The sequence below is a fragment of the Frankia alni ACN14a genome, from assembly GCF_000058485.1.
Classification (GTDB): Bacteria; Actinomycetota; Actinomycetes; order Frankiales; family Frankiaceae; genus Frankia; species Frankia alni.
This window is the reverse complement of record NC_008278.1, coordinates 3,920,595-3,936,553: the sequence shown is the minus strand read 5'-3', so window position 1 is coordinate 3,936,553 and position 15,959 is coordinate 3,920,595. Positions and strand designations below refer to the sequence as shown.

The following is a 15,959-nucleotide window of genomic DNA, read 5'->3' as shown; positions in this document are numbered from 1 at the left end:
CCGAGGCCCCCACCTGATCGACCGTCGCGGGCGCGGCGCGAGCGGACCCTACCCTGACGCGGTCACGACCGCCGTGGACGTCGGCGACCTCCTCGCCGTGCTCGACGCGACCGGCGCCCGCCGGATCCTGGGCGTCAGCTCCGGCGCGATCATCGCCGCGAGGGCTGCCCTGGCCCGCCCTGAGATCATCGAACGCCTGGCCCTGTTCGAGCCGCCCCTCTCCCTCGACGGCTCGATGCGCCTGGACCTCGCCCCGCGGATGGACGCCGCGGTCGCCGCGGGTGACCTCGCGACCGCGATGGGGCTCGGCATGAAGATCTCGCAGATGGGCCCGCCGTGGATGTTCGGCCCGCCGGTCCCGATCCTCGCGGCGTTCTCCCGCCGCATGCTCACCTCCGCACAGAGACGTGCGCAGGCCGAAGCACTCCCGGTGGACTTCGCCATCGTTCGCGAAAACGCCGACCGCATCGCGGACTTCGCCGCGATCACCACACCCGTACTGCTCATCAACGGCACCGCCACCCGGCCGTTCCTACGCACGGCCGCGACCGGCCTCGCCTCGATCATCCCCGGTGCGACGCACGTCGAGGGGTCCGAGGAAGAACCGCGCAGGATTGAACGGTTAGGGCGGCTCGGTCGTCGGCGGCCGCAGGGTCGATGATCTGTGTGTGCCGGTGGAGTTCCTCCGCTGACCTCACGGCCGTCAGCCGCCGCGACCCACGTCCCAGCGGCAAGCGGCAGCTCGGGTCAGGTTGGCGCGCCCACAGTTACGTTCGTTTTCGTTTCAGAAGTCGCGTTTCGCCCTGTTACCCGCCGTGGACGTTTTCGTACCATCCGTGGGAGGCTCGTGCCCGGGGTGGGTTCCGGTGCGGCCGCGGAGGTTCAGGGGGTGTTGGGTTGGGCTGGCTCCGGCGGCCCGTCTGGCGCGACGACAGCCAGACCGACGAGTCCCTCGTGATGGACGGCCCGGCGGGGCGCGAGGGGGAACCGCTCGTTTTCCTGCGGGTGATGCTGGCCCTCGGCTGGGTGCTCGGGACGGCCGCAATGATGTACGGCGCGCTGGTCTTGGACACCTGGGCCGCACCCGGCGAACCGACGGTCCGAACTCTGGGGTCCGGAATCGCTCGGATCCTGCAATGGGCCGCCGGCCTGGCGGCCGGCGCGCCCTTGGCCGCGCTGCTGCTGGCCTGGTGGGGCCAGGACCGGCAGGCCGCGCGACGGTGGACGGTGGCGTTGGCCGTCGGGCTGCTGACGGCCGGCCTGATCCTCGCCTACCGGCAGACCTATCTGCACCGACTGCACCAGTGCGTGGCGGAGACCCGGGCAGCCGGGGGACAGGCAAGCGACACATCCTGCGTCGAGAATGCCGACGTGGCCTGCCGGCACCAAGAAACGATCTTCTCCCCGCGGTGCCCGTTCGCGCGGCCGTAGAGGGGTCCGAGGGAGAACCGCGCAGGATTGAACGGTTAGGGCGGCTCGGTCGTCGGCGGCCGCAGGGTCGATGTTCTGTGTGTGCCGGTGGAGTTCCTCGCAGATGAGCAGGTTGCGGCGTACGGGCGGTTCGATGGTGAGCCTGTGCGGGCTGAGCTGGAGCGGTTCTTCTTCTTGGATGACGCCGACCGGGAGCTCGTGGGCCGGCACCGGGGCGAGCACTCGCGGCTGGGGTTCGCCGTTCAGCTCGGGACGGTGCGTTTCCTGGGGACGTTCCTGAGCGATCCGCTGGAGGTGCCGTGGGTGGTGGTGGACTACCTCGCGGGCCAGCTGGACGTTGCGGACTCGTCGGTGGTGAAGCGGTACACCGAGCGGCTGCCGACGCAGCATGAGCATGCCCGGGAGATCCGGTCGGTCTACGGCTACCGAGACTTCACCGACCCGCAGGCAGCCGCGGAGCTGCAGGCGTTCCTGGCGAGCCGGGCGTGGACGCAGGCAGAGGGCCCGGTGGCGCTGTTCGGCCAGGCCACCGCGTGGCTGCGCCGTAGCCGGGTGCTCTTGCCGGGAGTGAGTGTTCTGGCTCGTCTGGTGGTCTCCGTGCGCAGCGAGGCCACCGACCGGGTGCACCAGGAGCTCGCCGTCGCGGCTGAGCAGGCCGACCGGCAGCTGGCCGGACGGCTGCGGAATCTCCTCGAGGTGGCGCCGGGTGCCCGGGTGAGCGAGCTGGAGCGGCTGCGGCGGGGGCCGACGCGGACGTCGGGCCCGGGCTTGGAGCGGGCGTTGGCCCGGGCCGCCGAGGTCATCGTGGTGGGCGCCGGCGAGGTGGACGTGTCGGGAGTGCCGGCGAACCGGCTGGCGATGCTGGCCCGCTACGGCCTGGCGGCCAAGGCGCCGCTGCTGCGTGAGCTCGCCGAGCCGCGGCGTACCGCGACCCTGCTGGCGACGGTGCGCGGTCTGGAAGCGGCGGCGGTCGACGACGCCCTGGATCTGTTCGACGTGCTGATGGCGACCCGGCTGCTCAACCCGGCGCGCCGCGCCGCGCAGCAGGAACGGCTCGCCGTCCTGCCGAAGCTGGAGAAGGCGTCGGTCACCCTCGCCGGCGCGGCATCCGCGCTGCTGGGCCTGCTGGCCGGCACGGACGGCGAGGCGCTCGACGTCGCCGCAGCCTGGGCGGTCGTGGAGCAGGTCGCGCCGCGGGAACGGGTGCTGGAGGCCGCCGCGCTGGTCGAGGAGCTGGTGCCCGACGACGCCAGCCTGGAGACGGTGATGCGCGCCGAGCTGGCCCGCCGCTATGGCACGGTCCGCCCTTTCCTCCCCCTGCTCGCCGAGGCGCTGCCGCTGGCAGCGACCGGAGACGGCCAGCCGGTCCTGGACGCGGTCCGCCGACTGCCGAATCTGGTCGGCCGACGTCGGATCCGCCGTGGATAGTCGGGTCCTTCGGTGATGTCGAAGGCGTCGATGTCGAAGGCGTCGAGAATGCCGGATGACCAACCCCGTGACCGAGCCCGCGGACAACCCCATCGGCGCGCTTGCGGTCGACCCGCAGGCGACGGCGCAGCGGCTCGCCACGCTGCCGTCGGTCGCGGGTGTGCAGGTCGCCGGCATTGTCGACGGTGCGCTGAGCGTCGGCGCGGCGGGAGTGTCCGACGTGGAGACCGGGGAACCGGTGCACGCCGGCACCCGTTTCCGGATCGGCTCGATCACCAAGCTGGTCACGGCCGACCTTCTGGTGCGCTGCTCTCACATAACTCGTGGCTATCACGACAGGTCTTGGACACGACCTGGAATCCCGGCGAAGGATGGGGCGTCGGCGGGGAGATCCCGAATGGAAGTCGACAGAGGAGTCGAAGAGATGACTGAGAACGGCAAGGTCTGGCTGGTTACTGGCGCGAGCAGCGGTTTCGGGCGGGCGATCGCTGAGGCGGCGGTCACCGCCGGCGACACAGTGATCGGCACGGCCCGACGAACCGAGGCGCTGGCCGACCTGCTTGCCGCGTACCCCGACAGGGTGGAGGCGATCAGTCTGGACGTCACCGACGGCGGCCGGATCGACGCGGTGACCGCCGACGTTCTGGCCCGCTACGGCCGAGTGGACGTGCTGGTGAACAACGCCGGGCGCACGCAGGTCGGGGCGTTCGAGGAGACCACAGACCGGGAGCTTCGCGACCTGTTCGAGCTACACGTGTTCGGTCCGGCGCGGCTGACCCGGGCGCTCCTGCCGCAGATGCGGGAGCGGGGCAGCGGTTCGGTCGTGAACATCAGCAGTTTCGGTGGACAGCTGTCTTTCGCCGGGTTCTCCGCGTACAGCGCGACCAAGGCGGCGCTGGAGCAACTGTCGGAGGGCCTGGCCGACGAGGTGGCGCCGTTCGGTATCAAGGTGCTGATCGTGGAGCCCGGCGCTTTCCGCACCAACCTGTTCGGCCAGGGCGCGGCCTACTTCTCTGAGGAGCACCCGGCATACGCGGAGAAAGTCGGTGCCACCCGCAAGCTGGTACAGGATGGCGACGGCACCCAGCCGGGGGACCCGGCCAAGGCCGCAAGGGCGATCCGGCTGGCCTTGGATGCCGAGAACACCCCGCTGCGACTCGCTCTCGGCGGTGACGCGGTGGACTTCCTCGTTGGGCACCTGGACTCGGTACGAGCTGAGCTCGCCGCCTGGGAGACGGTCTCCCGGGGGACGGACTTCGACACGCCGTGACAGTCCCGTGCAGCGCAAGGCAGAAGATCCCGCAATCCGTGCCATTCGGGCAGGTCGGCCCGCCGTCCTGAGAGCCCGTCTCCCCGCCACCGTCCAGGAGCACTCCTCCAAAGACCATGGTGATCAGTCGTGCCGCCGCAGCCTCGCCTGGTTCCTGGCAAGGCGCCGTGATCTGGGCGCACGGAGACACCCACGACGATCATGACCGCGGCACGCCCAACCGCATGCGTTGGCGCATGCGCGTCCTGCGCCGGGCCGACAAGGTGGTCTCTCTGCGGCGGCGGCCGAGCCCGATCTGTCAGCCGGCCGGGGTGATCGGCTTCTGCCAGATCAGGAGGTAACGCCAGAACAGCAGTCGTCGCACGCGCACGCCAGGCAGCACGGCGGCGGCCTGGCGGGCGGCCTCTCGGGTGGTCAGCGGCGGATTCATGACCACGGGCATGCTTGCGTGCGCGGGGTCCTTCGCGAAGGAGCTCCCCCGTCCCAGCAGCCTGTTCGCGAAGAACACCACGCCCAGCAGGCGGTGTCCGAGCGCCGCGACGATCTCGACGGGCAGTTCGTGGCGCAGGTCCCTCCGGGGCAGGACGACGGCGGCAAGGACCCCACCGGGCCGCAGGGCGGCCGCGAGCACCCCGAGCGCCTCCGGCAACGGCATGTGGTGCAGCGCGCTGATCGAGAAGATCGCGTCGTAGTCCTTGCCTGGCAGCGGGTCGGCCAGCACATCGGCGAGCACGCAGTGCACGTTGCGCGGGGTGCCTCGCCTCGCCTGCTCGATCATCTCGGCGGAGCGGTCGACGGCGTCGACCTGCTCACTGCGCTGGGCGAGCCGGGCCGCGAACGCCCCGGCGCCACAGCCGACATCCAGCACCCGTCGGCCTGGCTGCGGCAGTTGGCGCAGCAGCAGCCGGTGGTAGTAGGCGTTGTGACTCCAGTCGAACACGGCCGTACGCTATCCAGCTGTACGTAGGCGCGGGCGCTGACCCCACCCGTTCCCGGCCCGGCATCGGCGTTCACGCGCCTCCCGAGCGGCCGTCGCCCATCGTTGCGCTCCCGCGCGGCTGTTCCCTGTCCTCTGCAGGAGCCAGGGTCCGGGTGCCGAGGACGGCGAGCAGGGCGAGACGTTCGGCGTCGGGCGAGCCGGGCTCGGCCGTGTGGACCAGGATGCGCAGGTCACTGCCCGCGACGCTGAGCACGTCGCAGTCCAGCGTCACGGCGCCCACCCGCGGATGATCGACGGTCTTGCGCCCCGCCTCGGCCCGGCCCACCGCAGCGGAATCCCACAGCTGCGCGAACCGGTCACTGCGCGCGCGCAGCTCGGCGACCAGGCGACGCAGCCGCTGGTCCGCCGGATACCGGCGCGCCGCCGCCCGCAACGCGCAGACCTGCGAGACCTCGAGGTCGTCCTGGGACTGCGGGCTGTGGCGCACGCGGCTGGGCGCGCCGAGGAAGGTGCGCCACACCGCGTTGCGCTCGCTGCCGCGGCGCTGCCCCATCAACGCCGTGTACAGCGGGTTGGCCAGCAGCAGCGTCCACGCCGCGTCGCTGACCGCCACCGGCGTCCCGGACAGCCGGTCCAGCATCCGCTGCACCCCCGGGGTGATGTAAGCGGGCACCGAGCCCCGCCCCGGGGGCACGAGCCCGGCGAGGCGGAACAGATGCTCACGCTCGGCCGCGGACACGCGCAACGCCCGCCCCAACGCCTCGACGACCTGGTCCGACGGATTGGTCGCCCGGCCCTGCTCAAGCCGGCTGACATAGTCGACCGAGATCCCGGCCAGCAGGGCGAGCTCCTCGCGGCGCAGCCCGGGCGCGCGCCGATGGCCGCCGACGGGCAGCCCGGCCGCCTGCGGGCAGACCCGGTCGCGCCAGCGCCGCACCGTGCGCCCGAACTCGCTGCGCCCGGCCTGCCGGTACTCGGCCTGCCGGTGCTGGGACTCCGGACGCGCCATGACGCCACTGTGCACCGCACCCCGGTGGATCGTCCTGGTACCGGCAGTCCCAGGACGATCCGACGCCTGGCTGACCGCCGCGCCGGCCCGCACCCTGAGGGCATGACCACCACACTGATCACCGGAGCGAACAAGGGTCTCGGCTTCGAGACCGCCCGTCGCCTGCTCGCCGCGGGCCACACCGTCTACCTGGCAAGCCGGGACGCCGAACGGGGACGCCTCGCCGCCGAGCGGCTGGGCGCGCGGATGGTCCAGCTCGACGTCACCGACGACGCCTCCGTGCAGGCCGCGGCGAGCGCCGTCGCCGCCGACGGAGGGCTCGACGTGCTGGTCAACAACGCCGGCATCGCGCCGAGCGGGGACCCCGGCGCCGCGGACGTCACCGCCGAGGTGACGCGCGCGGCGTTCGAGACGAACGTCGTCGGCGCGGTGCGCGTCACCCACGCGTTTCTGCCCCTGCTGGCCCGGTCCGCCGCCCCGGTCGTGGTCAACGTCAGCAGCGGCCTGGCCTCGCTGACCGCGGTCACCACCCCGGGCACCCCCAGGTACGCCTACCCGGGCGTCGCCTACCCCGCCTCGAAGGCCGCCCTCAACATGATCACCGTGCAGTACGCGAAGGCGTTCCCAACCATGCGGATCAACGCCGTGGAACCCGGCTTCACCAGGACCGACCTCAACGCCAACACCGGCACCCAGACCGTCGAACAGGGCGCCGAGATCATCGTCCGCCTGGCGCTGGTCGGCCCCGACGGCCCCACCGGCGCCTACGTCGACGCCGACGGCCCCCTGTCCTGGTGAGCCCCGGGCCGCCTGAGCGTTCCCTTGGGGAGGCTCCCTCGACCCCGGAATGTTCCGACCCAGAATGTTCCGATGCAGGAGGGTGACGGTGGTCCTGTCGGCGAGTCGGCCCGCACCTGGCAGGCGGCGATGGCGGACGCCTCGTTGGCGTGCTGGGAGCTCGACGAGGCCCGGCGATGGCTGACGGACGCCCGGGGGGCGCCGATGCCGCCTCTGGGTGCCGAGGTGTGGGTCTACGACCGGTCGTTCACCCACGTGCTCCTGGTGCGACACCGCTGGCGTGGATGGGTACCGCCGGGCGGAGAAGTCGAACACGGGGAGACACCGCGGCAGGCGGCGGCGCGAGAGCTCCTCGAGGAGACCGGAGTGCACGCCGCGCTGCTGCCCACACCTGCCATGGTCGTCGTGCGGGCCTATCACCACGACTGGCCAGCCACGCTCGGCCTGTCCTACGTGACGATCGTCGACGGCTCGACACCTTTGCGCGGTGAGCCGGGGCAACCCGTCCGATGGCAGGCGCTGGCCGAGGAGTGGACCAGCTATGTCGCCGACGACCCGGCCCGGATCCGACGGTACGCAGAACGGCTGGGCCGGCAGATCGAGTAGCCGCCGAGACCGCCGCGTCGACGAGCCCGGCTCCGGGAGACCGGTGCCGTCGACGAGGAGTGCCCGGCGGATGACTACGTCGAGTTCGGGATCGGAGAGTCCGGATTCGGATCCAGGGTCGGGGTCGGGGTCGGGGTCGCGACATTGCGGAGGGCGGCGTCGGCGAGCCGTCCCGGTGCGAAGACCGCCGCCGCCACGCGCAGCTGCGGGGTCAGCGCATCTCTGATGCCTTCCTGCACTCCGCTCAGCGGACCGGCAGCGTCGCAGCCGGCGACCAACGATCCCGGTCCACGATGACGGCCGCCGAAACCTTCCCCTCGCTCCCCGAACTCCTGTTCAGCCAGGGTCGGGGGGCCACTTGGCGCTCTGGCAGAGTGGGCGCCATGGTCACCGAGCTCCGCGTCGACGCGTCGAACGCCACCCAGCTCGCCAGCTGGGACGGCAGCGGAGGCGCTTTCTGGGTCGCCCACGCCGACCGCTTCGATGAGGGGGTCGCGGCCTACCGTGATCGGTTTCTGGCCGCGGCCGCGATCGACGAGACGGCAGCCGTGCTCGATGTCGGGTGCGGCAGTGGACGGACGACCCTGGACGCCGCCCGCCGCGCCACCGCCGGATCAGTCCTGGGTGTGGACCTGTCCGCACAGATGCTCGAGCTGGCCCGTCGACGCGCCGAACGCGAGCACGTCACGAACGTGACCTTCGAGCAGGCCGACGCACAGATCCACCCCTTTCCCGCCGAAGCCTTCGACGTTGCCGTCAGCCGGCACGGGGTGATGTTCTTTGGCGATCCCGTCGCCGCCTTCACCAACCTCGCGCGCGCCCTGCGCCCCGCCGCGCGCATCGTCCTGCTGACCTGGCAGCCCTTCGAGCGCAACGAGTGGCTCCAGGCCTTCTTCACCTGCCTGGCCGCCGGCCGGGATATACCCGTCCCACCGTCGGACGCGCCGAGCCCGTTCGCCTTCAGCGACCCCGACCGGATCCGGTCGCTGCTGAACACTGCCGGGTTCTGCGACGTCCGGGTGGAGGGCCTCACCGAGCCCATGTACTTCGGTCCCGATCCCGACGACGCCTTCCGGTTCGTCTCCGCCCAGCACTCCGGACTGGTACGCGACCTCGACCCCGACATCAAGAGCCGCGCGCTCGACGAACTGCGAACCAACCTGGCCGAGCACCACACCGCACGAGGCGTCCTGTACGACTCGGCAGCCTGGCTCATCCAGGCCCACCGAGACTGAGCGTGACCGCTGGCCGCGACTGCTACGTACACCTGACAGCGTCCAGTTTGGCAGCGTCCAGCGCTAGCCGCAGACTGGCCAACTATCGCGGCTTTTGGCCATCTACTGGCCAACGTCACAGCGAGTGGTCATCCGTTCGCGATCCCTACACACCTGTCGGGCAACTCAACGGGTATCCCGTCCACCATCCTGACGGACTACCGCCCGCCAACGGCTGTACGAATCCTGCTCGCCCCCAGACACCGAAGTCCGACTGTCGGGTTGCGCGCGGACCTGCTGGCCACCACCGCCTCAGCGTGGGGCACCCAGGATGAGGGTGCCCAGGCCGGGTGCGCGCACCGCGAGCAGCGTGCCCCCGGCCGCACGGTCGACCAGCACCGCCAGGCGGCGCCGCACGCAGCGGGCCCGGAGCACCTCGACCCGGGCGCCCTCGGACAGCTCGTCGCGGTTCGCCTGCCCGAAGGCGACACCGTCGGCGTAGGCGCCGGCGGGGGGCCGCCCGGCGGCCCAGGCCTGGAACCGGACGCCGAACTCGGGTTCGGCCGCGAGCGTCGGCCACCGGCGTGCGACCCCGGCCCGGCGCTTGTCGACCAGCGCCCGCCGGGTCGCCTCCATTGCCCCCGGGTCGAAACCCGCCGGATCGGCACCGCCGGCGACCAGCGCCGCGACCAGCGCGCTCTGCCCCACCGCCAGCCGTGCCCGCGCCGCGTCAGGATCCACCGGCGCCGTCCCCACCGCCGCCTCCGTCGGACCCGCCACCATCGGACCCGCCACCGAAGCCGAAGTCGCCCCCTCCGGACCCTCCGCTCTCGCCGTAGCCCCAGCTCCCCCCGTCATGCCACCGGCCGACGGAGCTGCCGCCGACGCGCCTCACCACGAAGTCGAGCAACCCTCTCAGCGCAGCAGTGCGCCGACGACCACCACCAGAACCACCAGCACGATCTTCACTGCGGTTGCCATGGCAGCTGCCTCTCTGCGTGCGCCGCGGCGGGCTGGACACGGTCGCACTCGGCGTGGAACTCGGCGGCCGGCGGATAGCGGCCGTCACGTTCGAGAAGGTAGGCGGCCCGCCCCGGCGGACATCGCCGGACAGCGTCCGCCAGCAACTCCAGCTGCGGCGCCCCGACCGGGTGCAGATGGGTGTCGTGGTAGCGGCCCTCGTGCATCGACCCGCCGGCGACGTGCAGGTAGGCGACCCGCTCCCAGGGCAGCCGGTCGAAGGCGGCGACCGGGTCGAGGCCGTGGTTGACCGCGTCGCCGTGGAGGTTCGCGACGTCGACGAGCAGCAGCGCGCCCGTCCGCTCGGCCAGCTCGGCCAGAAAATCGGCGGGGGCCAGCTCGCCGTCCGGCCAGCGCAGCAACGCGGCCGGGTTCTCCAGCGCCAGCGGGACCGGCAGCTGCGCACAGGCGATCCTGACGTTGGCCACCAGCACGTCGAGCGCGTCGCGGGTATTGCGCCGGCGGTAGCGTGCCGCCCTGTCCGACCAATCCGCCGCGCCGGCAGCTGCGAACCCCCTCAGGACCCACCGACGCCGGGCCGTCCGCCGAGTTGCCCGGCGGGCCCGGCGCCCGGCAGGTCGTGATCCCGGCGCGTCCACCGGACGCGCGGGGGCCGGGGGCGGGGCAGCCCTGGCAGGAGCCGCAGGCGGCCGGAAGGCGGGCAGGGCATGGGAACCAAGGACGGCCGGGCGCGGGCGTTGCACGCCGTGCGCGGCGGGCAGGACGTCCCCAGGGGCGTTCCCCCGGCACCGACACTCGAGGCGCTGCTCATCGGGGTCGCGCGAGGCGACCGGGACGGGTTCGCGGCCCTCTACGACCGGCTCGCCCCCCTGGTGTTCGGCCTGGCCCGCCGGGTCCTGCGCGATCCCGCCCAGGCCGAGGAGGTCGCGCAGGAGGTCTTCGTCGCGGTGTGGCGTGACGCCTGCCGATTCGACCCGGACCGGGGCAGCGTCACCGGCTGGGTATCGACAATGACCCACCGCCGCGCCGTCGACCGGGTCCGATCCGTCGAGGCCGAGAAGGCCCGCGAGCACCGGGCGGCCGGAATGTACGCCGCCCGCGCCCACGACCAGGTCGCCGAGCAGGTGGAACTGCACCTCGAACACGAGCGGGTCCGCGGGTGCCTCGACAGCCTCACGCCCCGCCAGCGGGAGTCGATCACCCTCGCCTACTACTCGGGTTTCACCTACCGTGAGGTCGCCGAGCTGCTCACCGTGCCGGTCGGGACGGTCAAGACCCGCATGCGCGACGGGCTCAGCCGGCTGTCGGACTGCCTGGGGATGGACTCATGAACACCGCCGACGCGCACACTCTGACCGCCGCCTACGCCCTCGACGCCCTCGATGCCGCCGACCGGTCGGCCGCCGAGGAGCACATTGCCGCCTGCCCGGCGTGCGCCGCCGAGGCGGACCGGCTCTCCCGCGCCGCGGCGAACCTCGCCCAACTGACGGCCGAGGCACCGCCGCCGGCCCTGCGCGACGCCGTCCTCGACGCGATCTCGGTGACCCGCCAACGCCCCCCCGCCGTGCCGCCGGCGCCACCCCCCGCGGATCCGCCGACGACCCGCCATCCCACCCGGCTCTCGACCCGGCGTGCGGGCCACCACGGCGACCGCGCATCCCGCCCGTCCCCTGCGGCCCGCGCGATCGCCGCGGTGGCTGCGGCCGCGGTCGTCGCCTGCGGTGTGCTCGGGGGCGTCGCCCTCGACGAGCGCCACCAGCTCAGCGCCGCCCGAGCCCAGACCGAGCAGGCCCGGAGGCTGGCCGCCGCCGCCCTCGTCGCCACCGACGCCGCGTCCCTGCACGGCGGGGGGACGCTGCGCACCGCAAGCGTCGGACACATCGCCGTGGTGTCCGCCCGGGGACTGCCCACGCTGCCCGCCGGCCGGACCTACCAGCTCTGGTTGATCTCGGCGGCGGGACCCCGCTCGGCCGGCTTCGTGGACGGCCGGGCGGGTGCGGGGATCTGGCAGCTCGACGACGTCCGCGGTGCCCGCTCCCTCGCGCTCACCGTCGAACCATCCGGCGGCTCACCCGTGCCGACGACACCGCCCGTCGGCACGACGCCGTTGCCCAGCTGACCGTCCCGGCCCCGGCTCATGCGCCACCCGCGACCGCGACCGCGATGCCGGCCAGGAAACTGCAATGCCGGCCAGGAAACTACGACGCCGGCCGAAAACTGCGACGCCGGCTCGGAAAACCGAGGTGGGGACCAATCCGCGGGGCGCAACGGTCCGAACTCCTGGTGTCAGCTCACCACGACCTCGGGAGATCTCATGCGCCGTCCTCGCCTCGCCGCCGCCACCGCCAGCGCGTTCCTCGCCGGCCCGCTCCTGCTCGGCCTCGCCGCCTGCGGCGACAGCGGCGACAGCAACGGCGGCAGTGGTGGCAGCGCCGCAGCCGCAGCCCCGGCAACCCCGGCGGCCAGCGCGTCGCCCGCCCCGCAGGCCGCGATTGCCGCACTCACCGGCAGCGACACCGCCGTCGCGGTGGACCCGGCCGTCCTGACCGCACTGAAGTCGCTCGGTGTCGCGGTCGCCCCGACCGGCACCGGAAAACTCACCCAGCAGTACGGGCCGACCCTCGACTTCCCGATCACCGGCGGCGCAGTGAAGATCTTCGACCGGACGCAGGTCACCCCATACGTCCAGGGACACATCGAGCATCAGGGCAGCGGATTGCGGTTCTCCGCCGGGACGAAGACCCTGACCGTGCAGAACTTCACCGTCGACCCGGGCACCTCCATGCTCAACGCCGAGGTTGTCGAGATGGGTAACGCCAAGGTCCCGCTGTTCCACCTCGACGGCACCAACCTGAAGATCAGCAAGGACAGCGCGGGCCGCGCCAAGCTCGACGGAACCCAGGTGCAGCTGACCGACACCGCCGCGGGCGCCCTGAACAAGACCTTCGGCGTCACCGCCTTCACCGACCGCATGCCCATCGGCATCGCGCACATCACCGCCGACTGAGCCGACTGGCTACGTAATAGTGTCAGGGCAGGGAATGGTGCGCAGGCGATCCTCGCATCCTTCGATGCGGACTGCGGCGGGTGTGGTCTGCATGCTGCTGGTGGCGGCGTGCGCCGGTGGTGAGGGATGGGCCGAACATTCCGCGCCTGCCGCCAGCAGTTCCCGCACCTGTGGCCAGGCGATACCGGTGGGGTTCCGAACGCCACCCTCGACGCGATCGGCGTCTGCTACATGGAGCTCCCCGAGGCCGGCCTGCACGGGGCCGTCGCCTTCATCGTGCGCAAGGGAAGTGAAGATCACCAGGGAGGATGCCGTCGGCGTCGATGGCGGCCGCCGCGGCCTGCACGGAGGCGTCGTCGGTGACGTCGAGCTGGACCGGCCGCGAGTGAGTGCCGGGCTGTTCGTGGTCGGTGAAGCGGGCCTGCGCACCGGAGACGTGGACGTAGGCGTCGAGGAACCCGGTCCAGGCATGCACCTCGAACAGCAGCTCGGGCAGGTCGATCCGCGGGCGTGGCCGGTAACGGCAGCCGATCAGTCGCGGCCGGCCCCGGACATCCTCGGCTCGCCGGCCGCCGCGCGGTCACGGGCGATGCCGCACGGGTCGTCGTGCGGGGGGGTGCACGGCTCGCACTCGGACTCGATCGTCACGTGGGTGATGGCGTACCGCTCCGCGAGCATCGCCTTGATCCCGTCGGACACCGCCCGCGCCTGCGCCAGGCTGGGATGACCATCCTGCACGCCGTCGAGATGACCGAGTTCCAGGTGCACCGAGGCGGCGAAGACCCGGTCGGACAGGCTCCACACATGCAGGTCGTGCACGTCGAGGACATGGGTGTCGCGCAGGATGTCCGCGCGCACCGCTGCGACGTCCAGGCTCTCCGGCGTCGCCTCCAGCAGCACCCGCGACGCGCTGACCAGCAGCTTCATCCCCTGCCCGGCGATCAACACGGCGATCAGCAGGGAGACCAGCGGGTCCAGCCAGTTCCAGCCGCCGACCAGCCAGATCACCAGACCGGACGCGGCGACCGCCACCGACACCGCCGCGTCTCCGGCCAGGTGCAGCACGGCGGCGCGGGTGTTCAGATCGGCGTCGCGTTCGTGGACGGCCAGGGCGCTGGCCGCGTTGACGACCGCCGCGACGAGCGCGACGGCGACGACCACCGGGCCGTCGACCGAGCCGTGCGCGCCGAGGCGGCGCAGCGACTCGACGGCCAGCAGCGCCGTCACCACCAGCACCGCCGCGGCGTTCGCCTGCGCGGCGAGCACCGGCCAGCGCACCCCGCCGAACGTGCGCCGCGCCGACGGCGGACGCTGCGACAACGTCAGCGCCACCAGCGCGAGGACCACCCCGGCGGTGTCGGTCAGGTTGTGCCCGGCGTCGGCGAGCAGGCCGACGGACCCCGCGGCGAACCCGGCCACCGCCTGCCCGACGACGATCGCCAGGTTCAGCCCGGCCGCCAGCCACAACCGGCGCCGCTGCCGCGCGCTCCCCCGCCCCGCCGCCACCCCGTGACTGTGCCCGTGACCATGGGCGTGGGCGTGCACGTGGCCGTTCCCAGGCGGGTGGCCGAGAGGGTGATCGTGGCCGGGGTCGTGCGCAGACCGAGCCCCGTGCGCCTGGCTGGCGTCGTGGGCATGGTCCGTGTCGTGACCGACGTGACCGACGTGCGGCTCGTGGTCGTGGCCGTGGTCGGGCGTGGTCATGACTCACCCACCCCCGCCAGGGAGGACCCGGCCGGTGCCACCGCAGCCCCTGCGACGACGGCGTCGCCGGCGGGGTGCACGTGCTCGGTGTCGACGGCGAGGACGACGTCGAGCAGGTCACCGAGCGCGTGGCGGAGCTTGTCGTCGGCGAGTTCGTAACGCTGGCGGCGACCCTCCGGGGTCGCGACGACCAGCCCGCAGCCACGCAGGCAGGCGAGATGGTTGGACAGGTTGGTGCGGCCCACGCCGAGGATCTCCGCCAGCTCCGACGGGTACGCCCCGCCGGCCCGCAGCACCAGCAGCAGCCGCGCCCGCGTCGGATCGGACAGCGCGTGACCGAACCGGGCGAGCACCTCAGCCTGCGACGCGACCTTGACCATGCTTCAACGGTACAGCGGACGCTGACATCAGCCAATCCTGACCTGTTCCCCGCCGCGCCGCGGGCCACAGGTCCCGCCCGTTACCGCCGTCCTACCCTTCCGCCCCAGCCCGGCCCCCTGCCCCGGCCCAGCCCGGCCCCCTGCCCGGCCCTGGTCCCTCCCCTGCCCGGCCTGGCCCGCTGCTTATCCAGAGGCCTCCGTGTCCGTTTCGTCCCTCTGGATAAGCAGGGGGTGCCGAGAGGGGTCAGGCGTCGAACAGGGCGCTGACGGACTCGCCGTTGTGGATGCGGCGGATCGCCTCGGCCAGCGGCGGGGCGACCGTGAGCACCTCCAGCTTCGGCACCCGGTCGTCCAGCGGGATCGGCACCGTGTTCGTGCAGACGATCTCCACGACGTCCGGCTGGTCGGAGATCCGCTTGAGCGCCCCGGCGGAGAACAGCCCGTGCGTGCACGCCACCCGCACCGAGCGCACGTCGAGCTCCCGCAGCCGTTCGAGCAGCTCCAGCACCGTGCTGCCCTTGGCGATCTCGTCGTCGAGGACGATGACGTCCCGGCCGGCCACATCCCCGATGACGGTCGAGATGCTCACCCGGTCGTCGGCGAAACGCTGCTTGGCCCCGGCCGCGACCCGCACCCCGAGCATCCGCGCGAACGCCGCCGCCTCCTTGGCGTTACCCAGGTCCGGCGACACCACCGTCGTGTTCGACAGGTCGTGGCGGCGGAAGTGCTTGGCGAGCTCCCGCAGCGCGTGCAGATGGTCCACCGGCACGCTGAAGAAGCCGTGCACCTGCGGGGAGTGCAGCGTCATCGCCAGCACCCGGCTCGCCCCGGCGGCCACGAGCAGGTCCGCGACGAGCCGCCCGCCGATCGAGATCCGCGGCGCGTCCTTCTTGTCGGAACGCGCGTAGGCGTAGTGCGGCAGGACCACCGTCGTGCGCGCCGCCGACGCCCCGCGCGCCGCGTCCAGCATCAGCAGCAGCTCGACGAGGTTCTCCTGGACCGGGGTGACCAGCGGCTGGATGAGGAACACGTCGCGCTCCCGGCAGTTCGCCGGCAGCTGCACCTCCAGGCAGTCGTTCGCGAACCGCTGGACCCGCACCCGGTGCAGCGGCACGTCGAGGTGCGCGCAGATCTCCTCGGCGAGGATGGGATGGGCACTGCCGCTGAAGACGGCGATGTCTCGCACGAACC

General features: G+C 72.6%; 17 protein-coding genes and 1 pseudogene. 10 read left to right on the top strand and 8 right to left on the bottom strand.

What is annotated here, in order from left to right:
• Positions 1-10: 10 nt before the first annotated feature.
• The 4 genes and pseudogenes from FRAAL_RS30475 to FRAAL_RS15920 all read left to right on the top strand — a co-directional run.
• Positions 11-661, top strand: a pseudogene (locus FRAAL_RS30475) (alpha/beta fold hydrolase); the annotation flags it as partial.
• Positions 662-897: 236 nt separating this feature from the next.
• On the top strand, positions 898-1,431 hold the full coding sequence (locus tag FRAAL_RS15930; RefSeq protein ID WP_011604783.1) for a hypothetical protein: 534 nt from the start codon (positions 898-900) through the stop codon (positions 1,429-1,431).
• 81 nt (positions 1,432-1,512) lie between these two features.
• The gene (locus FRAAL_RS36275; RefSeq protein ID WP_011604782.1) at positions 1,513-2,859 is read left to right on the top strand and encodes a DUF4158 domain-containing protein; all 1,347 of its coding nucleotides are present in this window, start codon (positions 1,513-1,515) and stop codon (positions 2,857-2,859) included.
• A 55-nt stretch (positions 2,860-2,914) separates the two neighbouring features.
• Positions 2,915-4,129 (top strand): oxidoreductase, encoded by a 1,215-nt coding sequence (locus tag FRAAL_RS15920; protein WP_011604781.1) that lies wholly within the window; start codon positions 2,915-2,917, stop codon positions 4,127-4,129.
• Positions 4,130-4,427: 298 nt separating this feature from the next.
• Here the strand turns inward: FRAAL_RS15920 and FRAAL_RS15915 are convergent, their stop codons facing one another.
• Positions 4,428-5,069, bottom strand: coding sequence for a class I SAM-dependent methyltransferase (locus FRAAL_RS15915; RefSeq protein WP_011604779.1), 642 nt, complete (start codon positions 5,067-5,069; stop codon positions 4,428-4,430).
• A 70-nt stretch (positions 5,070-5,139) separates the two neighbouring features.
• Positions 5,140-6,078: a helix-turn-helix domain-containing protein gene (locus FRAAL_RS15910; RefSeq protein WP_011604778.1), complete on the bottom strand. Its 939-nt coding sequence runs from the start codon at positions 6,076-6,078 to the stop codon at positions 5,140-5,142.
• 102 nt (positions 6,079-6,180) lie between these two features.
• Here FRAAL_RS15910 and FRAAL_RS15905 point away from each other — a divergent pair, with 102 nt between their 5' ends.
• From FRAAL_RS15905 to FRAAL_RS15890, 3 genes are all read left to right on the top strand, one after another.
• On the top strand, positions 6,181-6,876 hold the full coding sequence (locus FRAAL_RS15905) for an SDR family NAD(P)-dependent oxidoreductase (RefSeq protein WP_041939376.1): 696 nt from the start codon (positions 6,181-6,183) through the stop codon (positions 6,874-6,876).
• A gap of 72 nt (positions 6,877-6,948) precedes the next feature.
• A complete protein-coding gene (locus FRAAL_RS15900) occupies positions 6,949-7,482 on the top strand; it encodes an NUDIX domain-containing protein (RefSeq protein WP_011604776.1) in 534 nt (177 codons plus the stop codon).
• 383 nt (positions 7,483-7,865) lie between these two features.
• Complete coding sequence (locus FRAAL_RS15890; protein ID WP_011604774.1) at positions 7,866-8,717, top strand: class I SAM-dependent methyltransferase; 852 nt, start codon at positions 7,866-7,868, stop codon at positions 8,715-8,717.
• Between the two features lie 291 nt (positions 8,718-9,008).
• Here the strand turns inward: FRAAL_RS15890 and FRAAL_RS15885 are convergent, their stop codons facing one another.
• Positions 9,009-9,452 carry an SCO6045 C-terminal-like domain-containing protein gene (locus tag FRAAL_RS15885; protein WP_011604773.1) on the bottom strand — a complete coding sequence of 148 codons (444 nt, stop codon included), beginning with the start codon at positions 9,450-9,452 and terminating at the stop codon, positions 9,009-9,011.
• A gap of 209 nt (positions 9,453-9,661) precedes the next feature.
• Positions 9,662-10,150, bottom strand: coding sequence for a multinuclear nonheme iron-dependent oxidase (locus FRAAL_RS15880; protein WP_063822638.1), 489 nt, complete (start codon positions 10,148-10,150; stop codon positions 9,662-9,664).
• A 234-nt stretch (positions 10,151-10,384) separates the two neighbouring features.
• Between FRAAL_RS15880 and FRAAL_RS15875 the strand changes: the two genes are divergently transcribed.
• From FRAAL_RS15875 to FRAAL_RS15865, 3 genes are all read left to right on the top strand, one after another.
• Positions 10,385-11,008 carry a sigma-70 family RNA polymerase sigma factor gene (locus tag FRAAL_RS15875; protein ID WP_011604771.1) on the top strand — a complete coding sequence of 208 codons (624 nt, stop codon included), beginning with the start codon at positions 10,385-10,387 and terminating at the stop codon, positions 11,006-11,008.
• On the top strand, positions 11,005-11,796 hold the full coding sequence (locus FRAAL_RS15870; RefSeq protein ID WP_011604770.1) for an anti-sigma factor: 792 nt from the start codon (positions 11,005-11,007) through the stop codon (positions 11,794-11,796). Before FRAAL_RS15875 ends, FRAAL_RS15870 begins: the two co-directional genes overlap by 4 nt.
• Before the next feature lie 195 nt (positions 11,797-11,991).
• The gene (locus FRAAL_RS15865) at positions 11,992-12,684 is read left to right on the top strand and encodes a hypothetical protein (protein ID WP_011604769.1); all 693 of its coding nucleotides are present in this window, start codon (positions 11,992-11,994) and stop codon (positions 12,682-12,684) included.
• 271 nt (positions 12,685-12,955) lie between these two features.
• Here the strand turns inward: FRAAL_RS15865 and FRAAL_RS33765 are convergent, their stop codons facing one another.
• The 4 genes from FRAAL_RS33765 to FRAAL_RS15845 all read right to left on the bottom strand — a co-directional run bounded on the left by FRAAL_RS33765 (position 12,956) and on the right by FRAAL_RS15845 (position 15,954).
• On the bottom strand, positions 12,956-13,159 hold the full coding sequence (locus tag FRAAL_RS33765; protein ID WP_011604768.1) for a hypothetical protein: 204 nt from the start codon (positions 13,157-13,159) through the stop codon (positions 12,956-12,958).
• A gap of 56 nt (positions 13,160-13,215) precedes the next feature.
• On the bottom strand, positions 13,216-14,388 hold the full coding sequence (locus FRAAL_RS15855) for a cation diffusion facilitator family transporter (RefSeq protein WP_050997142.1): 1,173 nt from the start codon (positions 14,386-14,388) through the stop codon (positions 13,216-13,218).
• On the bottom strand, positions 14,385-14,768 hold the full coding sequence (locus FRAAL_RS15850; protein ID WP_011604765.1) for an ArsR/SmtB family transcription factor: 384 nt from the start codon (positions 14,766-14,768) through the stop codon (positions 14,385-14,387). The genes FRAAL_RS15855 and FRAAL_RS15850 overlap by 4 nt, the downstream gene beginning before the upstream one ends.
• A gap of 244 nt (positions 14,769-15,012) precedes the next feature.
• On the bottom strand, positions 15,013-15,954 hold the full coding sequence (locus tag FRAAL_RS15845) for a ribose-phosphate diphosphokinase (RefSeq protein ID WP_011604764.1): 942 nt from the start codon (positions 15,952-15,954) through the stop codon (positions 15,013-15,015).
• Positions 15,955-15,959: the final 5 nt, after the last annotated feature.

Bases quoted from the DNA above. Each gene is read 5' to 3' on its own strand.
- FRAAL_RS15905 (WP_041939376.1), top strand. From the start codon at position 6,181: ATGACCACCACACTGATCACCGGAGCGAACAAGGGTCTCGGCTTCGAG.
- FRAAL_RS15910 (WP_011604778.1), bottom strand. From the start codon at position 6,078: ATGGCGCGTCCGGAGTCCCAGCACCGGCAGGCCGAGTACCGGCAGGCC.
- FRAAL_RS15875 (WP_011604771.1), top strand. From the start codon at position 10,385: ATGGGAACCAAGGACGGCCGGGCGCGGGCGTTGCACGCCGTGCGCGGC.
- FRAAL_RS15920 (WP_011604781.1), top strand. From the start codon at position 2,915: ATGACCAACCCCGTGACCGAGCCCGCGGACAACCCCATCGGCGCGCTT.
- FRAAL_RS15865 (WP_011604769.1), top strand. From the start codon at position 11,992: ATGCGCCGTCCTCGCCTCGCCGCCGCCACCGCCAGCGCGTTCCTCGCC.
- FRAAL_RS15850 (WP_011604765.1), bottom strand. From the start codon at position 14,768: ATGGTCAAGGTCGCGTCGCAGGCTGAGGTGCTCGCCCGGTTCGGTCAC.
- FRAAL_RS15855 (WP_050997142.1), bottom strand. From the start codon at position 14,388: ATGACCACGCCCGACCACGGCCACGACCACGAGCCGCACGTCGGTCAC.
- FRAAL_RS15890 (WP_011604774.1), top strand. From the start codon at position 7,866: ATGGTCACCGAGCTCCGCGTCGACGCGTCGAACGCCACCCAGCTCGCC.
- FRAAL_RS15870 (WP_011604770.1), top strand. From the start codon at position 11,005: ATGAACACCGCCGACGCGCACACTCTGACCGCCGCCTACGCCCTCGAC.
- FRAAL_RS15900 (WP_011604776.1), top strand. From the start codon at position 6,949: ATGCAGGAGGGTGACGGTGGTCCTGTCGGCGAGTCGGCCCGCACCTGG.